This is a genomic window from Rhodococcus sp. K11/5 (assembly GCF_055193735.1).
Map to the genome: position 1 here is coordinate 688361 of NZ_CM143721.1, position 18685 is coordinate 707045.

The 18685-nt window shown below is 68.2% G+C and carries 19 protein-coding genes; 8 read left to right on the top strand and 11 right to left on the bottom strand.

The genetic code is table 11. From position 1 onward, the window contains the following. Positions 1-3: 3 nt before the first annotated feature. Positions 4-1113, bottom strand: a complete 1110-nt coding sequence (locus tag ACY466_RS03385) for a GGDEF domain-containing protein (protein WP_463249854.1) — start codon at positions 1111-1113, stop codon at positions 4-6. 108 nt (positions 1114-1221) lie between these two features. After that, positions 1222-1698, bottom strand: a complete 477-nt coding sequence (locus ACY466_RS03390; protein ID WP_463249855.1) for an Lrp/AsnC family transcriptional regulator — start codon at positions 1696-1698, stop codon at positions 1222-1224. A gap of 257 nt (positions 1699-1955) precedes the next feature. Here ACY466_RS03390 and ACY466_RS03395 point away from each other — a divergent pair, with 257 nt between their 5' ends. Then, on the top strand, positions 1956-3521 hold the full coding sequence (locus ACY466_RS03395; protein ID WP_463249857.1) for a tyrosine-protein kinase domain-containing protein: 1566 nt from the start codon (positions 1956-1958) through the stop codon (positions 3519-3521). Positions 3522-3688: 167 nt separating this feature from the next. Here ACY466_RS03395 and ACY466_RS03400 read toward each other — a convergent pair whose 3' ends face one another. Next, positions 3689-4123, bottom strand: a complete 435-nt coding sequence (locus tag ACY466_RS03400; RefSeq protein ID WP_463249858.1) for a hypothetical protein — start codon at positions 4121-4123, stop codon at positions 3689-3691. A 186-nt stretch (positions 4124-4309) separates the two neighbouring features. Here ACY466_RS03400 and ACY466_RS03405 point away from each other — a divergent pair, with 186 nt between their 5' ends. Beyond that, positions 4310-5311, top strand: coding sequence for an IS481 family transposase (locus tag ACY466_RS03405; protein WP_463249860.1), 1002 nt, complete (start codon positions 4310-4312; stop codon positions 5309-5311). Positions 5312-5339: 28 nt separating this feature from the next. Here the strand turns inward: ACY466_RS03405 and ACY466_RS03410 are convergent, their stop codons facing one another. Beyond that, positions 5340-5849, bottom strand: coding sequence for an arsenate reductase/protein-tyrosine-phosphatase family protein (locus tag ACY466_RS03410; protein WP_463249861.1), 510 nt, complete (start codon positions 5847-5849; stop codon positions 5340-5342). Positions 5850-5899: 50 nt separating this feature from the next. Between ACY466_RS03410 and ACY466_RS03415 the strand changes: the two genes are divergently transcribed. Then, a complete protein-coding gene (locus ACY466_RS03415; RefSeq protein ID WP_463249862.1) occupies positions 5900-7225 on the top strand; it encodes an NAD(P)/FAD-dependent oxidoreductase in 1326 nt (441 codons plus the stop codon). A 170-nt stretch (positions 7226-7395) separates the two neighbouring features. Beyond that, a complete protein-coding gene (locus ACY466_RS03420) occupies positions 7396-9120 on the top strand; it encodes an Hsp70 family protein (RefSeq protein WP_463249864.1) in 1725 nt (574 codons plus the stop codon). 325 nt (positions 9121-9445) lie between these two features. Here ACY466_RS03420 and ACY466_RS03425 read toward each other — a convergent pair whose 3' ends face one another. Genes ACY466_RS03425 through ACY466_RS03435 form a run of 3 tightly spaced genes read right to left on the bottom strand, consistent with a single transcriptional unit; the run spans position 9446 to position 11815 of the window. Continuing rightward, positions 9446-9979 (bottom strand): YdcF family protein, encoded by a 534-nt coding sequence (locus tag ACY466_RS03425; RefSeq protein ID WP_463249865.1) that lies wholly within the window; start codon positions 9977-9979, stop codon positions 9446-9448. 4 nt (positions 9980-9983) lie between these two features. Continuing rightward, positions 9984-11507 (bottom strand): exopolysaccharide biosynthesis polyprenyl glycosylphosphotransferase, encoded by a 1524-nt coding sequence (locus ACY466_RS03430; RefSeq protein ID WP_463249867.1) that lies wholly within the window; start codon positions 11505-11507, stop codon positions 9984-9986. After that, complete coding sequence (locus ACY466_RS03435) at positions 11507-11815, bottom strand: acyl carrier protein (protein ID WP_463249868.1); 309 nt, start codon at positions 11813-11815, stop codon at positions 11507-11509. The genes ACY466_RS03430 and ACY466_RS03435 overlap by 1 nt, the downstream gene beginning before the upstream one ends. Before the next feature lie 203 nt (positions 11816-12018). Between ACY466_RS03435 and ACY466_RS03440 the strand changes: the two genes are divergently transcribed. The 4 genes from ACY466_RS03440 (at position 12019) to ACY466_RS03455 (ending at position 15597) form a co-directional block, all read left to right on the top strand. Continuing rightward, positions 12019-12777: a GNAT family N-acetyltransferase gene (locus ACY466_RS03440; RefSeq protein ID WP_463249870.1), complete on the top strand. Its 759-nt coding sequence runs from the start codon at positions 12019-12021 to the stop codon at positions 12775-12777. A 425-nt stretch (positions 12778-13202) separates the two neighbouring features. Further along, complete coding sequence (locus ACY466_RS03445; protein WP_463249871.1) at positions 13203-14348, top strand: glycosyl hydrolase family 28-related protein; 1146 nt, start codon at positions 13203-13205, stop codon at positions 14346-14348. 121 nt (positions 14349-14469) lie between these two features. After that, on the top strand, positions 14470-14865 hold the full coding sequence (locus ACY466_RS03450; protein WP_463249873.1) for a DUF6153 family protein: 396 nt from the start codon (positions 14470-14472) through the stop codon (positions 14863-14865). 66 nt (positions 14866-14931) lie between these two features. Then, positions 14932-15597 carry a DUF305 domain-containing protein gene (locus ACY466_RS03455; RefSeq protein WP_463249874.1) on the top strand — a complete coding sequence of 222 codons (666 nt, stop codon included), beginning with the start codon at positions 14932-14934 and terminating at the stop codon, positions 15595-15597. A gap of 125 nt (positions 15598-15722) precedes the next feature. Here ACY466_RS03455 and ACY466_RS03460 read toward each other — a convergent pair whose 3' ends face one another. From ACY466_RS03460 to ACY466_RS03475, 4 genes are all read right to left on the bottom strand, one after another. Continuing rightward, positions 15723-15992, bottom strand: a complete 270-nt coding sequence (locus tag ACY466_RS03460) for a metal-sensitive transcriptional regulator (protein ID WP_463249876.1) — start codon at positions 15990-15992, stop codon at positions 15723-15725. 18 nt (positions 15993-16010) lie between these two features. Beyond that, positions 16011-16403, bottom strand: coding sequence for a DUF302 domain-containing protein (locus ACY466_RS03465; RefSeq protein WP_463249877.1), 393 nt, complete (start codon positions 16401-16403; stop codon positions 16011-16013). Positions 16404-16627: 224 nt separating this feature from the next. Next, positions 16628-18028 (bottom strand): PepSY-associated TM helix domain-containing protein, encoded by a 1401-nt coding sequence (locus ACY466_RS03470; protein ID WP_463249878.1) that lies wholly within the window; start codon positions 18026-18028, stop codon positions 16628-16630. A gap of 94 nt (positions 18029-18122) precedes the next feature. Next, a complete protein-coding gene (locus tag ACY466_RS03475) occupies positions 18123-18659 on the bottom strand; it encodes a hypothetical protein (protein WP_463249880.1) in 537 nt (178 codons plus the stop codon). Positions 18660-18685: the final 26 nt, after the last annotated feature.

The following is an 18685-nucleotide window of genomic DNA, read 5'->3' on the forward strand; positions in this document are numbered from 1 at the left end:
CGGTCAGGACGGTCGGAACTCGGCCACCCGGTTGCGCCCGGCTGCCTTCGCCCGATACATCGCCACGTCCGAGTTGTGCATACCGATGTTGATCATCTCGTCCATGGATCCGGTGCGCGTGAGAACCGGGCACACCTCGGTGACTCCGACGCTCACGGTCACGGGGACGCGATCCGCCGGGTCCTGCAGGCCGCGTCGTACCCGCTCGGCGAGATCGAGCAACGGCCCGTCGGACACCTGGACCACCACCAGGAACTCCTCACCGCCGCGCCGGGTCAGCAGCGCATCCTCGCCGACCAGGGTGCGCAACCGGCGTGAGGCGAGCACCAGGACGTCGTCGCCCACCAGGTGCCCGTGCCGATCGTTGACGGTCTTGAAGTGGTCCAGATCGATCAGCAGAAACCCCACGGGCGGTCCCGACGCGTCGAGCACCCGCCGCGCCGTCGACTGCAGGCCCCGCATGTTCAGCAGACCCGTCAGCGGATCGGTGCGTGCACGGTCCAGCTGCCGCCCGAGGGAGGTGCGCATCGATTCGGACGCGGCACCGATGATGGTCATCGTCGCGGTGCAGGCCAGCCAGATGGCGAGGGCGCCGGCCGTGTACATCTGCCACAGTTCCGGCGTCTCGGCGATGGCCCGGCCCGCGATGACGGCGATGACCGCGGTGACGAAGAACGAGTGGATCAGCAGAGTGATGCGGTCGGTGAAGAACGCCACGAGCGGACCGAGCACGGCGAAGAGCGCCGAGCACGCCAGCGCGAGCGTGATGTTCGTCAGCAGGAGAAGGCAGATGCTCAGGCCGATGTCGGCATACATGGTGAAGGCGATGTTGGACCAGCGTTGACGCTCCGACGGCTCCCACCACACGAACATCCGGCTGCGCGTGGCGATCACCAGTGCCACCGGTGCCGTCGAGATCGCCAGCAGGACCAGCACCCAGGTGGGCCAGCCGCGGGCGGGACCGCCCTCGCTGAACGCGGTGAGGGCGGCGATCACACCGAACATGGGAATCAGCCACGCGACGCGGCGACGAACGCGGTTGTGGATGCGCGTCAACTCACGGCGACGGTCGGTGGAAGCACCGCGTCGCAGGGGGTCGGCGTCGCCCGTCACAGTGAAGGACGTTATCAGCGGAGCAGGACGACAACGCCGACTCGACCTGGTTCGGGTCTGTTGTTCCTGTCGGTCGACAGGAACTCGTCGGTCGGTACCCGAGTCGGGTCAGGATTCGCGTCGGGCGAGGCGTTCGAGGAGCGGCCGCGTTCGGAACGGAATGGCCTCGCGCATGACGACGGCGACGGTGGTGCGCTCGATGCCGGGCACGGCGAGGATGAGGCCGGCGACTCGGTAGAGATCGTCCGCGTCGATCGCCGCGACCCCGATGTGCAGGTCCGCCTCACCCGAGATGCCCAACACCTCGGTCACCTCCGCGATCCCGGAGAGGCGCTCGACGACGGCCTCGAGGCGATGCTGATCGGTCACGGCGCGGACGAACGCACGCAGCGGGTAGCCCAGATCGCGGGGCGCCACCAACCGATCCACCGGCGCCAGCACCTTGGACTCGTCCCACCGGGCCAACCGGGCCTGGACGGTGTTGCGGGCCAGATCCAGCATCGAGGCGAGCTGCACGCCCGTGGCTCTCGGCAGATCGCAGAGCGCGAGAAGCAGGCGGGCGTCGGTCCGATCGAGCTTGGTCACGGCCCGACTCTGCCACAGGGGTCCCGTCACTCGGACGAGAAGATTTCGTCCGATATTCGGGGCAATTCCCTACTTGTGTTTCGGCGTCGGGGACGATCCCCGTCGAAAGGGGCGACGGGTGATTCGAGGTCCGGACCTGCGGCGGCGAAGATGCCGATACGGCTCGGTCTGGTTATGGTTTGTCCGAAGACGTTTCATTCAGCAGGTGGGGACCGGGATCATTTCCGCTGCTTACCCGAGTTCTACAGGAGTGACCGGTGGAGATTTCGGATTACGTGCGGATTCTGCGTGCGCGGTGGATCGTGATCGTGGTGACCACCGTGGTCGCCGCGTCGGCGTCCCTCGTGTTCTCGCTGCTGTCGACTCCGGTGTACGAATCGTGCACCCGGCTCTACGTCTCCACCGGCTCCTCGTCCTCGTCCGTCACCGAGGTCTACCAGGGCAACCTGGCGTCGCAGCAGCGCGTCGCGTCGTACACGCAGCTGCTCGGCGGTGAGAGTGTCGCGCAGCGCACCATCGATGCGCTCGGACTGTCGCTGACCCCGTCGGCGCTGGCCGCCAAGGTGACCACGACGTCGTCTCCCGACACGGTCCTCATCGACACCTGCGTCTCGGACTCCGACCCGGTGGTCGCCCGCGACCTCGCCAACGGCATCGGCACCACCTTCGTCGAGTTCGTCGACGATCTCGAGACGCCTCCCGGCGGCGGCGCCGCACTCGCTCAGGTGAGCGTCGTCGAGCCCGCCCAGGTCTCCGAGTCGCCCATCTCCCCGAACACGACGCGCAACCTGGCGCTCGGCATCGCGGTGGGTCTGCTGCTGGGTATCGCCCTCGCCGTCATCCGCGATCGCCTCGACAACACCATCAAGGACCGCGCCGCGCTGCAGGAGCTGTCCGGAGTACCCGTGATCGGCGTCGTCCCGTTCGACAAGACCATTCAGGACGACTCGACGCTGTCGTTCGCCGAATCGTCGTCCGGCAGCGCGGAAGCGTTCCGCGAGATGCGCACCAATCTGCAGTTCCTCGAGGTGGATTCACCGCCGCGCGCCATCGTCGTCACCTCGGCGATCCCCAGCGAGGGCAAGTCGACGACGGCCGTCAACCTCGCGCTGGTGCTCGCCGAGGCCGGACACCAGGTGGCCCTGGTCGAGGGCGACCTCCGTCGGCCCCGTGTGTCGAAGTACATGGGCATCGTCGGCTCGGTGGGGCTGAGCACGGTGCTCTCCGGGCAGGCCGACGTGGACGAGGTCATGCAGCCCACCCGGTTCCCCGGCGTCGAGGTGCTCGCCTCCGGACCGTTGCCGCCCAACCCGTCCGAGCTCCTCGGATCCGAGGCGGCCCGCGTGATGATGGCGTCGCTGCGCGAGCGGTTCGACTACGTGGTGGTCGACGCCCCGCCGCTGCTGCCCGTCACCGATGCGTCCGTGCTCACCGCGCACGCCGACGGCGCCCTGGTGGTCGCCCGGCACGGTCACACCAAGCGCGAGGAACTGACCCGCGCGCTGGGCAACCTGCACCAGGTCGGGGCACCCGTGCTCGGCGTGATCCTCACGATGGCCCCGTCGAAGGGCAAGCGCGACTACGACTACCGCCACTACTACGAGACCGACAAGACGATGCCGCGCATCGATCAGTCCGGCAACATCACCCCGGCCACGGTCGGGACCCCGCCGTCGGCGGCGCCCACGGCTCCGCAGGCGGCGGTGCAGAACTCGTCGTTCCAGAAGCAGCCGCCCGTGGGCAACGGGAACGGCAACGGTCACGGGTACGGCGCGCCCCCGGCGCGGGAAGCGGGAGTGGGGCGGCGGAGGCGGCAGGAGTGAGGGTGCCGTTCGGTCCACCCGTTTGGAGCGAGGGTGCCGTTCGGTCCGTCTGACGAGGTGAGGGGATCCCTGACTCCGGTGGGCGCGCGGGATTCCCGGCCGGCACGGTGAGTGAGGGTGCCGTTCGGTCCGTCTGACGAGGTGAGGCGACCCCTGACTCCGGTGGCTCAGCGGATGCCGGTCGTGGTGCGGCCGTCCTCGTCCTGCTCGTCGTCGTCCTGCTGGTCCTCGTCACCCTCGTCGCGGGTGTTGCGATTCTCGGTGGTCTCCGTCGTGGTGCGGGAACTGCGGCTCGAGCTGGTCGACTCGTCGTCCTCCTCCGACTCGGTGCTCGAGGAGTCTGGTGAGCTGGACGGCTCGGAAAGCGGTGGGCGCGTGGTCCTCTCGGGGGCGATGCGCCACGTGGGCGACGGCGGAATGGACACCGCCACCGACGCGCTGGGGGAGAGCGTGTTCGCGACGCCCACGCCGTTGATGGGCGGCGGCGACACGTCCTGGACGCCGGAGCCGAACACCCCGCCCACCGTCGCGAACGTGATGCCGGCGCCGATCGCCACCGCCGCAGCACCGACGGCCAGACTCACCGCGTACTTCTCGCGCATCGGATCTCCGCTCGACTGAACCCCGACCTGCAGGACCCGGCTTGTCGGAGCCCCCCGACGCAGACTAGATGTTGCGGGTCATGAGGTTGTAGTCACGCGGTGATGCGTCCCCGTAGTGGGACAGGTCTTCCCGGTAGGCAGGATGAGAAGTACCACCAACTCGTCCGCCGACCAGAAAGACCTGTCGTGACACACCGTAATGCCCCACTGTCCCCGGAAGGCCGCCGCCGACTCGTCGAACGGTGCCGCACCCGGCCCATCGCGCACGTCGCCGCCGAGATGGGCATCTCTCGCGCGTGCGCCACCAAGTGGGTTCACCGGTACCGCGAGTTCGGCGACCTCGGCCTCGAGGACCGCTCCAGCGCCCCGCACCGTCAGCCCACCGCCGCGGACCCCTCGGTGGTCGTGCGGATCGAACGCTTCCGCCGCGAGAAGAAGTGGCCCGCGTCGCGGATCGCGTTCGAGCTGCAGCGGGACGGTATCGAGATCAGCCGGCGCACCGTCACCCGCCACCTCGATCACCTGGGCATCAACCGACGCCGATTCCTCGACCCCACCGGCGAGACGAACCGCACCCCACGCACGATCGTCGCCCGCCGGCCCGGCCACATGGTCCACGTCGACATCAAGAAGGTCGGGCGCATCCCCGACGGCGGAGGATGGCGCGCCCACGGCCGCGGCAGCGCCGAAGCCAAAGCCGTCGACCGCGCCAAGACCAAGGGCGCGAGAGCCGGTTACGTCTACCTCCACTCCGCGGTCGACGGGTACTCCCGCCTGGCCTACACCGAAGCCCTCGCAGACGAGAAAGCCGTCACAGCAGTGGGATTCGTGCACCGGGCAAGGGTGTTCTTCGCCGCGCACGGCATCGACCGCATCGAACGTCTGGTCACCGACAACGGGTCCTGCTACCGGGCCGAGGTGTTCGCCCGAGCGTTGCTCGGGTCCAGGCACCAGCGCATCACCCCGTACACCCCGCGCCACAACGGAAAAGTCGAGCGCTACAACAGGATCCTCGCCGAAGAGTTCCTCTACGCCCGAACCTGGTTCTCCGAACACCAGCGCGAGGACGCCCTGAGGATCTGGAACGTGCACTACAACTACCATCGACCTCACACTGCCGCCGGGAACCAACCACCAGCATCACGGCTCACCGCTGGCGTCACCAACGTCATGGCCTCATACAACTAGATGCCCCGGGGCGTTCCCGCCCGGCCGATCAGCGAGCCCACACCTCGAACAACGGTCCGAGCGCGTCCGCAATCTCCTGTCCTACCTGCGTGAACACCGCGTCCGACTGCCCGATGGGGTCGGCGATGTCGAGCTTGTCCACCGGATTGGCGGCGCGCGCGGAGAACCAGGCGGCGGGATCCGCGCTCCCGGTGCGCTGCGCGAACTCCGACGCTTCGAGCAGGGTGAACGTCTTGCGCAGGCTGCGCGGGGAGACGGTGAGCACCGCGTCGCGGTGGTTCGCGGTGAGGGTGAGCACCACGTCGGCTCGGCCCGCTATGTCCGGCGTGAGTCGCCGCGCCACGAAACCGTCGGGATCGCCTCCGAAGGAACGCAGTACCTCCGCCGCCGTCTTCTCCACCCCGTGCCCCACGACCGCGCGGGTTCCGGCACTCTCCGTCGTCACGTCGATACCCGTGTCCGCGGCGTAGGCGGTGGTCAGGAGTTCGGCGGTGGGGGAGCGGCAGATGTTGCCGGTGCAGACGTACAGGACATGCATGCATCGGAGTCTAGGTGCCGACCGGCCGCGCGCGTGGAACCATGAGTTGCATGGTTCTCGCTGCTCGTCGTGTCCGTCCGTCCGTGGTGATCGTCGGTGGCGGATTCGGCGGCCTCTACGCCGCACGACGATTGAAGAAGTCCGACGTCGACGTCACCGTCCTCGATCGCGGCACCTCCCATGTCTTCCAACCCCTGCTCTACCAGTGCGCGACGGGTCTGCTGTCCGAAGGTTCCATCACCTCTCCGCTCCGCCACCTCCTGCGCGGGCAGAAGAACGCCTCGGTGGCGCTCGGGGAAGCGTCGGGCGTGGATGTCGAACGCAAGGTTCTGATCGCGAATCGGGTGGACGGCAGCACCTTCGAGCTCGCGTACGACTACCTGGTGGTGGCCGTCGGCATGCGCCAGAGCTACCACGGTCACGAGGAGTTCGCCCAGCACGCGCCCGGCATGAAGACCGTCGACGACGCCCTGGCGATCCGTCGCAAGCTCATCACCGCGTTCGAGATGGCGGAATCACTCCCGACGGCCGAGGAACGCCGACCGTGGCTGACGTTCGCCGTGTCCGGCGGAGGTCCGACGGGCGTCGAGATCGCGGGCCAGATCCGGGAACTCGCCACGCGGGCGCTCGAGAAGGAGTTCCGGACGATCGATCCCTCCGAGGCCCGAGTCATGCTGTTCCACGGCGGTGACCGGGTGCTGGAATCGTTCGCGCCGGAGCTCTCGCGTCGGGCGAAGGCCACGTTGGACACGGTGGGCGTCGAGACGCACCTCGGCGTCCACGTCACCGATGTCCGCGCCGACTCCGTGACCGTGACGCGTAAGAGCGATTCGGCGGTGACCGAGTACGGCACTCACACCGTGCTGTGGACCGCCGGGGTCGAGGCCGTGCCGTTCGCGGGCGAGCTGGCGTCGGCGCTGGGGGTGACGCAGGGGCACGGGGGAGCGATTCCGGTGGAGCCCGATCTCTCCGTCGCCGGACACCCCGACGTCTACGTGGTGGGTGACGTCAGCGCCCTGAACGATCTGCCGGGCGTCGCCGAGGTCGCCATGCAGGGTGGACGGCATGCGGGGGCGCTGATCGCGCGGACGGTGGAATCGGGGGTGCGCGACACCTCGCCGTTCACGTATCGAGACCTGGGGAGCGCCGCGTACATCGCTCGCGGACACGCATTGCTGCAGGCGGGTCCGGTGCACCTGTCGGGATTCGCCGGCTGGCTCTCGTGGGGGTTCATCCACATCGCGTTCCTGTCCGGGAACCGCAACCGCGGCGGCACACTGCTGAACTGGGCCGCCACGCTGGCCACCGGATCGCGTCGGGAACGGGCCGTGACGTACGGGGACCCGGAGACGGCACGCATGCCTTACGCTCACTGAGGTCCGTCCAGCAGTTCGCTGTGAGAGTTGTGCAGATCACGGGGAAACGCCATGTTACGAGGCCCCTAAACGGGCAATGTGACGTGTATGAGGCGGTTTGGCTACACTCGGTGCCGGAGAAGTCAGCGGCAGATACCGTGCGTTGGCCCTGTTCAAGCTGAAGGCGGCTCATGAGTTCGGTTCTCGGTGTGTCCGTGGGCACCAGCGCGGTTCGGCTCGCGCGCCCCGCACAGGACGTGCGAGTGGGCGCCGAGGCATCCTTCCGTCACCGCGCCATCGACACCACGTTCGACGAGGCCGAGCAGCTCGCCGCCGAATCCATCGGCACCATCCTCGCCGATCCGGCCGAGTCCGACGCCATCTCCGCCACCGGCGTCGCTTACCGCGACGACGCCCAGGCCGGTGCCGTCTCCCGGGCCATGGCACGACAGAACATCGCCAACTACCGCCTGTTCCCCGAGGTACACGCCGCGCTGCGGTTCCTTCGCAGCACCGGTCAGCTCACCGGGCTGCGGGTGGTGGCGCTGTACGACCTCGGCAGCTCGGGCCTGTCCGTGACCGTCGTGGACCTCGAGGACGGCCGGGTTCTGGCCGCCGAGCGCAGCTTCGACGTCAGCGGCAACATGTTCGACGCTCTCATCCGGGACAGCCAGATCGATCGCCAGCAGGGCGGGCTCGACGACGTCGACGGGCGCGAGTTCGAAACGCGCTGCCGCGCAGCCAAGGAGCAACTGTCCACCAGTGGCGCCGTGTGCCTGCCGGGAGTCGGCGGCCTCATCCTGCTCTCGCGCGAGAGTTTCGAGTCGATGGTGTCCGTGCCCATCGAGCACTCCGCGCGCCTCACTCGCAAGGTGCTCGCCGATTCCGGTCGCGAGGCCGACGCGATCATCATGATCGGCGGCGGCTCCCGCATCCCGTTGGTGCGCTCGACGCTGGCCGGGTGGCTGGGGCTGCGCACCATCACCCCCGCCGATCCCGAGCTGGTCGCCGCCAAGGGGGCTGCGTTGCTGGCGACGCCCAACGAGGGGGGATCCGGGTTCGCCGGGTACTCCGGGGGTGCTGCGGCGGTCGGGGGTGTGGTCGTCGGTGGTGCGGTGGCGGCTGGTTTCGGGTCGAACGGTGCCGGCTCGAACGGTATTGCTTCGAACGGTGCCGGGTCGAACGGTGCCGGTGAACGGTCCTACGGGTCGCCGTACGGGGGCGAGCGGTCCTACGCCCCCTACGGCGGATCCGGCTCGGAGGGTGTGCCGGCCGAGGGGTTCCGCCCCGAGGGGCTGGGAGTCGAGGGGTTTGGCGTCGAGGGCCCGCGGGCCGACTTCGAGGTCGAGCCGAGCGACGCGTCGTACCCGTCGGGCGAGGCCGATCATGCGGACACTCCTCGCACCGGTGCCGCGGGAACAATGGCGTACAGCCAGGTTCCGCGCTCGGACGTCGTTGATCCCCGTGCCGCCGATACGCCACCCTGGTTGAAGGGCGAGCCGGTGCGCGCCGATGTGCGCCCGCCCGCGCGCGCGAAACTGCCGATCATCGCGGCGGTCGGGCTCGCGGTGCTCGCCGCGGCCGGTCTGGCGTTGGGGTACGGCGGTAACGGCAGCTCGGCGGAGACCTCGCCCGCGACCGCCGACACCACCGCGCCCGCGACGCCCAGCAGCGTCGCGCCGTCGTCCGTGGCGCCGACCACCGAAGCGGCACCTCCGCCGCCGCCGTCATCCACCCCGCCGCCGGCCCCCGCTCCGGAACCCGTGGCCCCGGCGCCCGCTCCGGCTGCGCCGCAACCTGCCCCCGGTCCGCCGCCGCAACAGGTCATTCCGATCATTCCCGGCTTGCCGGGGATCCAGCTGCCGCCCGGAATACAACTGCCGCCGCCGCCGCAGATTTTCATCCCGGGGTTCTAGTCGGTCATGGGGTGGCTGCCCCGCGCTCCCTCGCCGGTCGTCGGTCGGAGTCAGGGGCACCCTGATGTCGCGAGACGGAGCGAACGGCACCCTCACTCGGGTGGTGCGCGCGAATTGTGCTGCGCCGGTGGGAGTCAGGGGCACCCTGATGTCGCGAGACGGACCCAACGGCACCCTCACTCGGGTGGTGCGCGCGCGAATTGCGCTGCGCCCCCACATCCGACGCGAGCGCCGTAGCCCCCGACGGCGTCACCGCTACCGGTGACGCCGAACTACGGCGTTCGCGTCGAACGTCGCACACGAGCCGGACGAACCGGCCCGCGCGCTAGCACTCGGAATCGAGTGCAGCTCTGATGTATCCGGCCGTCTGATAGACGTAGCCGAATGCCCATTCTTCCAAGCCCACGTCGTACGGATTCGGCGACATGGTCACCTCTCCGTCGAAGCACTGCTGGACGATGTAGCGCGAACGCGACAGGTGCGGAACGTAGGTGACCACGATGATGTGCTCCCATCCGTTCGCCTCTGCCTGTCGCCGGATCTCCTGAGCCTCGCCCTTGGTGGAGTAGGGCTCGGGAAGAAAGCACGAGACGCTGACGGTGTACTCGCCCTCGCAGATCTGCTGCATCCGAACGTCGTCCGCGCCCACCGAGTTCGAGATCAACACGGTCGGGGCATAGCCCTGTTCGGCGATGTCGATCCCGTAGTGGAACCGACCGTAGGGATGACCACCGAGCACCACGACGGCGTCGGCCTGGCGAAGGGGATCCACCTGGGGTTGTACGTAGACCGGCCAACCGGCGGCGATGAACGCCGCCACGAGAATCACCATCGCCGTGAGAAAACGGCGGAACGTCATTCAACTAACCGCCGGTTCGTCGCAGTACGGCGAGAACCGTGCGAAGAAGAATCTTCACGTCGAGCCACAGGCTCCAGTTCTCGATGTAGTAATTGTCGTAGAGCGCGCGGTCGCGCAGCGAGGTGTCCCCGCGCAGGCCGTGAACGGCGGCCCACCCGGTCAGCCCGCCCGGAACGCGATGTCGCGCCGAGTATCCCGGAATCTCGGTGGTGAACTTGTCCACGAAGTGCGGGCGCTCGGGGCGCGGGCCGACGAGGTCCATGTCGCCCACCAGCACGTTCCACAGCTGAGGTAGTTCGTCGAGGGAGCTCTTGCGCAGGAACCGCCCGAGCATGCCGATGCGATCGTCCTGGGAGATGTTCCAGGTGGTGTCGGCTTCTTCCGTCGACGCCGGCTTCATGGAGCGGAACTTGAGGCAGTGGAACACCTTTCCGTCGCCGCTCACGCGAATCTGACGAAAGAGGATCGGGGCGGAACGGTCCGAGAAGTACACCGCCGCGGCGATGGTGGCGAGCAGCGGCAGCAGCAGCAACAGCGCCAGTCCGGCGAGCACGCTGCTGAACACCCGCTTCACGCGCCACGCGAGCGAGCGGTGCACGTCGCGCCGGATACGAACGAGCGGCATCGCGTGGATCCGGTCCATGTCGCCGGTGACCGCGACGTACTCGAACAGCCGCGGAACGACGAAGACCTCGCAGTCCATCCGATCGCACTCGCGCAGCAGGGAGAGCAACGCCGATTCGCGCATCGCGGAGAAGGCGATCACGATCGTGTCGATCTGGTGCAGCCCGATGTAGGTGCGGAGCTCGTTCGCGAGCGGTTCGACCGGGATGTTGCTGGCCACGGCGGCGGGCATCGGCGAATCGTCGAGCAGTGCATGGGGCTTGAGGCCGTGCTCGGGGTACTCGCGCATGGTCTCGACCAAGCGGTTGGCCACGACGCCGCTGCCGATGATGACGGTGCGTCGCTGATAGCGCTCGTACCGGTGCAGGCGTCGGGTGATGGTGTACGCGCATCCGCGTCCGATCACGGCGGCGACCATCACGGCCACCGCGATCCACGCGGTGCTGACCAAGCTCGAGGAGCTGGCCAGCAGGAGCGCACCCACCAGCGTCGCGGTGACGACCATCAGTCCCATCGACGGAAGGTCGTCGAGCAAGGACAGTGTGAGGTGCTGGCGGCGGCGCTGCGGGGCGACGGTGAAGACCACCACCACGATCATCAATCCGAGCAGATTGCCCTGGAACGGCACGAGCAGCAGGGCCAGCACGATGAAGACGGACTCGAAGCCGATGCCCAGAATGCTCGGGAGGTTGAGAACGATCCACCGGTTCAGGCGACGGCGACGCTCGGGAACGTGGGGACGGAGCGGGATGGCACGGGCAACTCCGCGGTCAGGAGCCGGAGCGGCTCCCACGCGTCGGGCGAACCAGGGAAGAAGATTGTGGGGATGTGGCTGCCGGGAGTCGTCGGCCGATGCGGCCTCCGCCCCCTCCCGACGCACTGCGTCCATCTCTCCGGTGGTCATCAGACGGGCTCGCTCGCCGTCACCGGGCTCTGCTCGTCCTGAACCTCGGACGAGACGCCCATGCGATCGAGGGCATCGACGATGTTGGCGACGGTGGTGAACGTCGAACGACGCAGCATGGCGTCGGGAAATTCGATCTCCAGGGCGTCTTCGAGTTCGACCATCACGTTGACACTGGCGTGCGAGTTCATGCCCACGTCGAAGAGGTCGGTGTCCGGTTCCACGGTGGTGGCATCGACGGACAGGCGGCCGACGCGCGTCAGAACGTCACGAACGACCTGTTCGGGGGTGAGTGACGGGTGCGTCACGGGGTCCACTCCTTGCCTACGGTGTCTTACAGTCACTCCGTGCTGGTCGCGCCCCGCGGCGAGTACATCGGTCGACCTGTGCTTGTTTTTCTGTCTCACTGGCTTCGAACGACCTTGGAAGAGGTCGTGGTGAACTATATACCAGTCTGTAACAAACCGCAGGTCCGAAAATGGGATGTGTTGTGAACGCGCGTACCGGATTGTTGTCATCAACCACAACGCTGGAGACCTTGCGTCAGGCCTTCGGACGGTCTACTGCCCCCTGGGCGCACCATCGCTACGAGGTCGACGACCACGGATGGATCGCGCAGAGCGGTGCGCAGCAGCCCGATTACAACCTGGCCCTGGTGCACGAGGGTGACGTGAAACTCCACGTCACGGACATCGTGGAGTCCGTGCACGGAGCCCGCATCCCCACGCTGGTGATGCTGGCCGGCCGCGGACTGTCGGCCGCGCAGGTTCTCGCCGACAAGGGGTGGGTCAGCATCATGGCGATGCCTTTCGTGGGCACCCCCACCGGCGATTACGACGCGGATCCGGGTGTGCGCGAGCTCACGGCGGACCTGCTTCCCGAGGCACAGGCGCTCGCGTCGGCCGCGTTCGGCGTCGGCCCCGAGGTCGCGGCGCTGGCCTATTCGGAGGACATGCTCGCCCGCGAGGACACCCTGTTCACCGGTCTCCAGGACGACGACGGCGTTCTCGTCGCCTGCGCTCTGATGTGCCGAACGGAGGGCGCCGGATCCGGGTGGACGGTAGCGACGCTGCCGGGTCGTCGTCGAGCCGGCTACGGGTCACGTCTGACCACCGGCACCCTGGCGATCGACGCGGCCCACCGCGGCTCGGTGCCGTGTCTGGGCCTCTCCTCTCCCGACGGCCTGCCGCTGTACACCGGTCTCGGGTTCGAGCTCCTCGAGTACTGGCAGGTGTGGACCCGGCCCCGATGGGTCCTCGGAGCGGCCTGAATCACCAGAAAATTTCGATTCGGTCCTCTCGCCCGAGTTGTCCGCACGGGCGAGTAAATCGCCGGTTTCTCGCTCGGGTCGATCTCTTCCGATGACCTGGTGTTCGATTCTGCGCGCATTCGCAGACATTGCGTTTCTTATCGACCGTCGTTGTCGCCGAAAGGCATTGACACTTTTTGTTCGGTGAGCGTTCCCGACGCGTCGAGCTGGGGTTTTCCTCGGCGCGTCGTCGATGTTTTCGTCACGGTTGCTGCTTACTGTGCGTCGAGGCGGGGATCACACACCAGAGGAAAGGCACGGTCGTGCGGAAACGGAATATCGACCCCAACAACACATTCGGTCGGCGGTCGCTCCTGGCGGGGGGCGTGGCCGCGGGTATCGGAACGGCGGCGTTCGCCGCCGGGGGTGCCACCCGATCGGCTCCCGTGGGTGATTCGAATATCGCCTTGATGGCCGGCGAAGGTGATCTGACGCCATTGGTCGGATGGGTGAACGTGAAAGCGGCCCCGTTCAATGCTCGCGGTGACGATCGCGCCGACGACACCGCCGCCATTGCTGCCGCCAATGTGGTGGCCGAGCAACAAAAACGACCGCTCTATTTTCCGCCCGGCATTTACCGAGTGACCCGGCTTCCGGCGTTCGCCAGTTTCTCCACGATCTTCGGTGCGGGCGCGGATCTCACCACCATCGTGCACACCACGACGGGCACGTTGATCACCCTGAAGAACCGACAGCGCGTCGCGTTCAAGAACATGGGGTTCTTCTCCACGGTGGCGCCGTCGCTGGTGGTGCAGCTCGATCAGTGCTTCCGGTGCTCGTTCGACTCGATCCTGTTCCGCGGCAACCACACCGGGACGAGCTACCCGCGATTCCTGGGGCAGACCGGAATCGCGCTCATCAACAACACGGGCGGCACCTCCTTCGTCAACTGCGACATCAACAACTTCGGCACCGGGATGTCCACGACGGCCATCCAGTCGTACATCGCGAACACCAAGTTCACGACCAACTACATCGGGTTGCTGGGAACCGGCAACAATTTCGCGTCGGGTATGTCGATCGCCAACTCGGAGTTCACCTCCGACATCAACCCCAACACCACGTCCACGCACATCGCGGTGGACGGCCGCGCCAACGGGTGGTGGCTGACCAACGTGTGGTTCGAGGGCGCCGCCAACGCGCTCACCATCGGTCGGGCCGGGGTCGGCGGACCGTCTCAGTTCGGCATGGTGAACTGCAAGGTCGCCGCCCGCGCCATCTGCCTCGACCTGCAGCACTGCCGCCAGCCCTACCTGGCCAACGTCATCTTCGACTCGGACCAGCAGGCCACGCCGCAGCTGATCCGCATCAACGCGACCCACGTCGCCGAGGGGACCGCGGTCAACCTCATCACCAGCCAGGGTGCGGACTTCCTGTTGGCGACGTTCCCGCCGGGATGGTCGGTGCTGGGGCGCGGGAAGCTGGTCTCGGCCGGGGGAGGGCCGATCGTGAAGTCGCCCGACGGTCGGAGTTGGCGGCTGGCGATCTCCAACACCGGTCAGGTGACGGGGCAGAATCTGGGCGTTCTGTAGTCTTTCGCCCCCCGCGCACCCTCCAGCGCTCTGCGCACCGTGCAGTCTGCGCGTCTCGCTGGACGGTGCGCGGGGTGTGGCCGGTATACCCTCCGGGGGTACCTGTTGTTACGGTGGAAACGTGAACGCACCGCGGAACATCGCCCTCCGGCGACCCGTCGTGCCCACTCTCGTGCTGATCTTCGCCAGTGTCCTCGGCGTCGTGCTCATGCACTCGGTGGCGATGGTCCCGTCGGCCCACGCGCAGCCCCACGACACCCATCACCATTCCGTGCCCGTTCACGTCGAGCACGACCACATCGGCGGCGACCACGATCCCGGCGCCCACCACGGCATGCACCCCTGCGTAGCGACCACCGCGTCGTGGCCCGGACTGGTGCCGCCGCCGCTCACCGCGATCATCGACCTCGCCGCCGCGGTCCCGGCGAACCACGCGGCCTGCACCGACGCGGTCCTCGAACGAGCCCCACCGCCCTCGGTGCCCGAGCTGGATCGATCGGTTCTCCTGCGGGTGTGACGGACCCTCTCGGAGCACACAGCTCCGACGAGTCCACGTACCCACACCTCATTCAGGAGCACACCCATGCGCACCACCCACAAGACCGTCACCACTCTTGCCGCGGCCGCGTTCAGCGTTCTGCTCGTTGCCGGCTGCAGCGACGCGACTGAATCGTCCGCACCCGCCGGCGCCGAGACGTCGATGCAGTCCTCGGATTCGGCGGACGAGTCGGCCCAGTTCAACGACGCCGACGTCATGTTCGCCACGATGATGTACCCGCACCACGCGCAGGCGGTCGAGATGGCGGACATGGTCGACGGCCGGACCACGAACCCCGACGTCGTGGCGCTCGCCGACGAGATCACCGCAGCCCAGAACTCCGAGATGGAGCAGTTCACCACCTGGCTCGACGCGTGGGGTCAGCCCGCACCGTCCGCCGACATGGGCTCGATGGAGGACATGGACCACGGCTCGATGGGCGGGATGGACCACGGCTCGATGGGCGGGATGGACCACGGCTCCGGCATGGGCATGATGTCCGCCGAGGACATGGATTCGCTCATGTCGCTCGAGGGCGCCGCATTCGACCGCGAGTGGTTGACCATGATGATCGAGCACCACGAGGGCGCGGTCACCATGGCCGAGACCGAGATCGAGGACGGCGCCAACGCGGACGCGATCGAGTTGGCCCGCACCATCGTGGACACGCAGAACGCCGAGATCGAGCGGATGAACGAGCTGCTCGGCTGATCCGTCGGGCGCTCGCCTCGCCCCCGCGCACCCTTCAGCGCTCTGCGCACCGTGCACGGTGCGCGTGTTGCTGCAGGGTGCGCGGGGTGCGCGGGGTGCGCGGGGAGCGGGGGCGGGGAAACCCCTCACGCCAAGGCGAGGAACAACTTCTCCAACTCCGCCTCGCTCATCGGCTCCTTCCCGTCCGCCCCCGCCCCGGTCATGCACTCCCGCAACCCGGTGGCGACGATCTTGAATCCCGCCCGGTCGAGCGCGCGCGACACCGCGGCGAGCTGGGTGACCACGTCCTTGCAGTCGCGGCCGTCCTCGATCATCCCGATCACCCCGGCCAGCTGCCCGTGGGCACGGCGGAGGCGGTTGAGGACCAGGGCAATGCTGTCGTCGTCGCCGACCATGTTGTCCTCCAGCAGAATTCAGGCGAGCGCGGCGATGGCCGCTTCGAGCTTGGTGGTGGCCTCGGCGGCGACGTCGGACAGTCCCGCCTCACCCGTCACCTCGACCATGATCGCCGGGTTCATCGCCTCGACGATCACCGCGCCCTCGGCCCCTTCCCGCACCACGACGTTGCACGGCAGCAGCAACCCGATCTGCCGCATGACGCCGACCGCACGGTGCGCGAGCGACGGGTTGCAGGCGCCGAGGATGAGGTAGCGCTCCATGTCCTCGTCGAGCTTGGCCTTGAGCGTCGCCTGCATGTCGATCTCGGTGAGAATGCCGAACCCCTGCTCGGTGAGCGCGTCCTTGGTCTTCTGGACGGCGGCGTCGAAATCGGTGCCGGTGAGGGTGGTGGCGAGGGCGATGTTCACAGTGAATCTCCTTGATCGGGGGAACGGCGGAAGAGCGAACGGAGCGAGCGGCGGGGAGCCGGCGGGCACGAGCAGCGGCGCGATACGGGTACCGACGCCATCACGCTGTCCACGTGCTGACCGCAACCGGTCCACGTCGCCTTGCCGCACGACGAGCAGGTGACTCGCTGACACATGGGAGAACCTTTCGTTCGGAAACTCCATCGTACATACCCCCGGGGGTATCAGTGGCGACAACGCTGGACCACGACGTCGATCATCAGAAACGCCACCGACGACGCCCCGAGCAGCGGGACGAACCATCCCACCACCGCGGCGCTCACGCCGAGCGCAACCAGCCCCAGCGGCGGCACCCGTCGCCATCCGCCGCGCACCGGCGGCCGACCCACCACCCCGGCCGTGCGCGTGGGCCGACGCTGCCACCACATCAGATAGCCGCGCACGATCACCGTGCCGAGCGCGATCGCGAGCGCCAGCAGCGCGAGCTGATTGGCCACCCCGAAGAGCGTGCCCATGTGCAGCTGGATGCCCCACGCGGCGAGTTTCGCCATGATCGGCCAGTCCGCGAACCACTGGGTGTCGACGACACTGCCGCTCACCGGATCGATCGCGATCGAGTTGTTGCTCAGCACCCACGGTTGCCGCGTCTGCGCCACCGTGATCGCGGTGTCGGACGCGTCGGGAACGCTCACCTCGACCTTCCCGTCGATCCCGTTCGCGGCGGCGACGTCGAGGGCCGTGTCGACGGCGGCGATCGAGGTCTCCAGCGCGAGAGGATCACTCGCACCCGCGGACATCGAGCCGTGCCCCTCGTGCCCGGCGTGGTCCATCGCCTGGCCCGCACCACCCACCGCGGTAGCCACCGGGGTCGCGTTCCAGCTCAGCGACGAACGCAGCTCGGTCACGTTCGACCCGGCGTACGTCGACCAGGTCAGCCCGGTCGCGGACAGGAAGATCAGCCCGACGGCGATCCCCGTGCCCACCACCCCGTGCCGGTTCAGGGTGCGGCCGCGGCCGGTGGCCGTCCGGTCGATGCTCAGCAGCGATGTCTTCCGGCGTCGGGACCGCTCGAACCACAGGTAGACGCCGCCGAGAGCGATGACCCACAGCCACGACGCGGCCAACTCGGAGTAGAGCCGGCCGGGCTCACCGAGGTGCAGGTGTCGGTGCAACTCGCTGATCCAGGTGCGCAGCGGGAGGGCGCTGGAGGATCCGTAGACCGCCAGCTCGCCCACGGACTGCGCGGTGACGGGATCGACGAAGACGGCGAGCTTCTCCGATTCCCCCAGGCCGGGATCGGTGAACAGGACGCGCGTCGTCTCGCCGGGGTCGGTCGCGGGACGGACGCCGGTGACGGTCAGATCGGGTCGTTCGGCGCGGGCCACCTCGATCTGCTGGGAGACGGGCACCGAGGGTCCGGTCGACTCGACGTGCAGGTAGTCGCGATACACGAGCTGTTCGAGGGTGGGGGCCACGGCGTAGAGGCCCCCGCTGAGGGTGGCGAGAAGGATGAACGGCGCGACGAGAATCGCCGCGTAGAAGTGCAGTCGAAGGATCAGCGGGCGCCAGCTCCGAGGAGGGGCGCTCGGCGGCGCGAAATCGCGCTCGAGGTCGGGTGCGGACATGGGTGTCTCGTTCCTGTGCCGGAGTGCGGCGCGCCGGTGACGACGCGCCGAGAAACCGCACCTGCACGATGCGCAGGCGCGGGAAGGACTCGGATCAGCAGGAAACGGGGGGACCGCGGGTTCCGCACCCGGACAGGTCGACGATTCCGCGCGCGACGGGCGCGCGGTAGGGCGGGAGGGACGTGCTCGCGTCGTCGCGTTCGACGATCACGGCCACCAGGACCGGCAGCACCCGACGCATCAGGGAGGCAGCCCGGCGAACTCCGTGCTCCGCGGCGCGAATCACGAATGCGCCCAGCACGATCGCCGTGACGTGGCTCGCGGTCATCCGATCGGTGAGCAACGGACCGTGATGATGGCCGTCGACCACGGTCAGCATCGCGTGACCGAGGATCTGGGCGACCGCGAGCACTGACATCAGATGAAACGCGGGCCGTTCCCGAGAGTCGGAGAACACCGACGTCGACGCCACCGCACCCACGGCCCCGCACACCGCGACGAGAAGAACCAGGGCCGAGGTCGACGCGGACATCCCGCCGCCGGCCTGGTGCGCAGCGGCGGTGACCAGGGCCGAGAGCGTGCCGACCGCCGCCCCACGCAGACCGGAGGTCGCGTCGATGGGCGTGGGCACGGGGACACTCTAGCCTGCTACGCCGA

Excerpts from the sequence above, each read along its gene's own strand:
- ACY466_RS03420 (WP_463249864.1), top strand. The coding sequence starts at position 7,396 with ATGAGTTCGGTTCTCGGTGTGTCCGTGGGCACCAGCGCGGTTCGGCTC.
- ACY466_RS03425 (WP_463249865.1), bottom strand. The coding sequence starts at position 9,979 with ATGACGTTCCGCCGTTTTCTCACGGCGATGGTGATTCTCGTGGCGGCG.
- ACY466_RS03400 (WP_463249858.1), bottom strand. The coding sequence starts at position 4,123 with ATGCGCGAGAAGTACGCGGTGAGTCTGGCCGTCGGTGCTGCGGCGGTG.
- ACY466_RS03415 (WP_463249862.1), top strand. The coding sequence starts at position 5,900 with ATGGTTCTCGCTGCTCGTCGTGTCCGTCCGTCCGTGGTGATCGTCGGT.
- ACY466_RS03410 (WP_463249861.1), bottom strand. The coding sequence starts at position 5,849 with ATGCATGTCCTGTACGTCTGCACCGGCAACATCTGCCGCTCCCCCACC.
- ACY466_RS03455 (WP_463249874.1), top strand. The coding sequence starts at position 14,932 with ATGCGCACCACCCACAAGACCGTCACCACTCTTGCCGCGGCCGCGTTC.
- ACY466_RS03470 (WP_463249878.1), bottom strand. The coding sequence starts at position 18,028 with ATGTCCGCACCCGACCTCGAGCGCGATTTCGCGCCGCCGAGCGCCCCT.
- ACY466_RS03430 (WP_463249867.1), bottom strand. The coding sequence starts at position 11,507 with ATGACCACCGGAGAGATGGACGCAGTGCGTCGGGAGGGGGCGGAGGCC.
- ACY466_RS03460 (WP_463249876.1), bottom strand. The coding sequence starts at position 15,992 with ATGGTCGGCGACGACGACAGCATTGCCCTGGTCCTCAACCGCCTCCGC.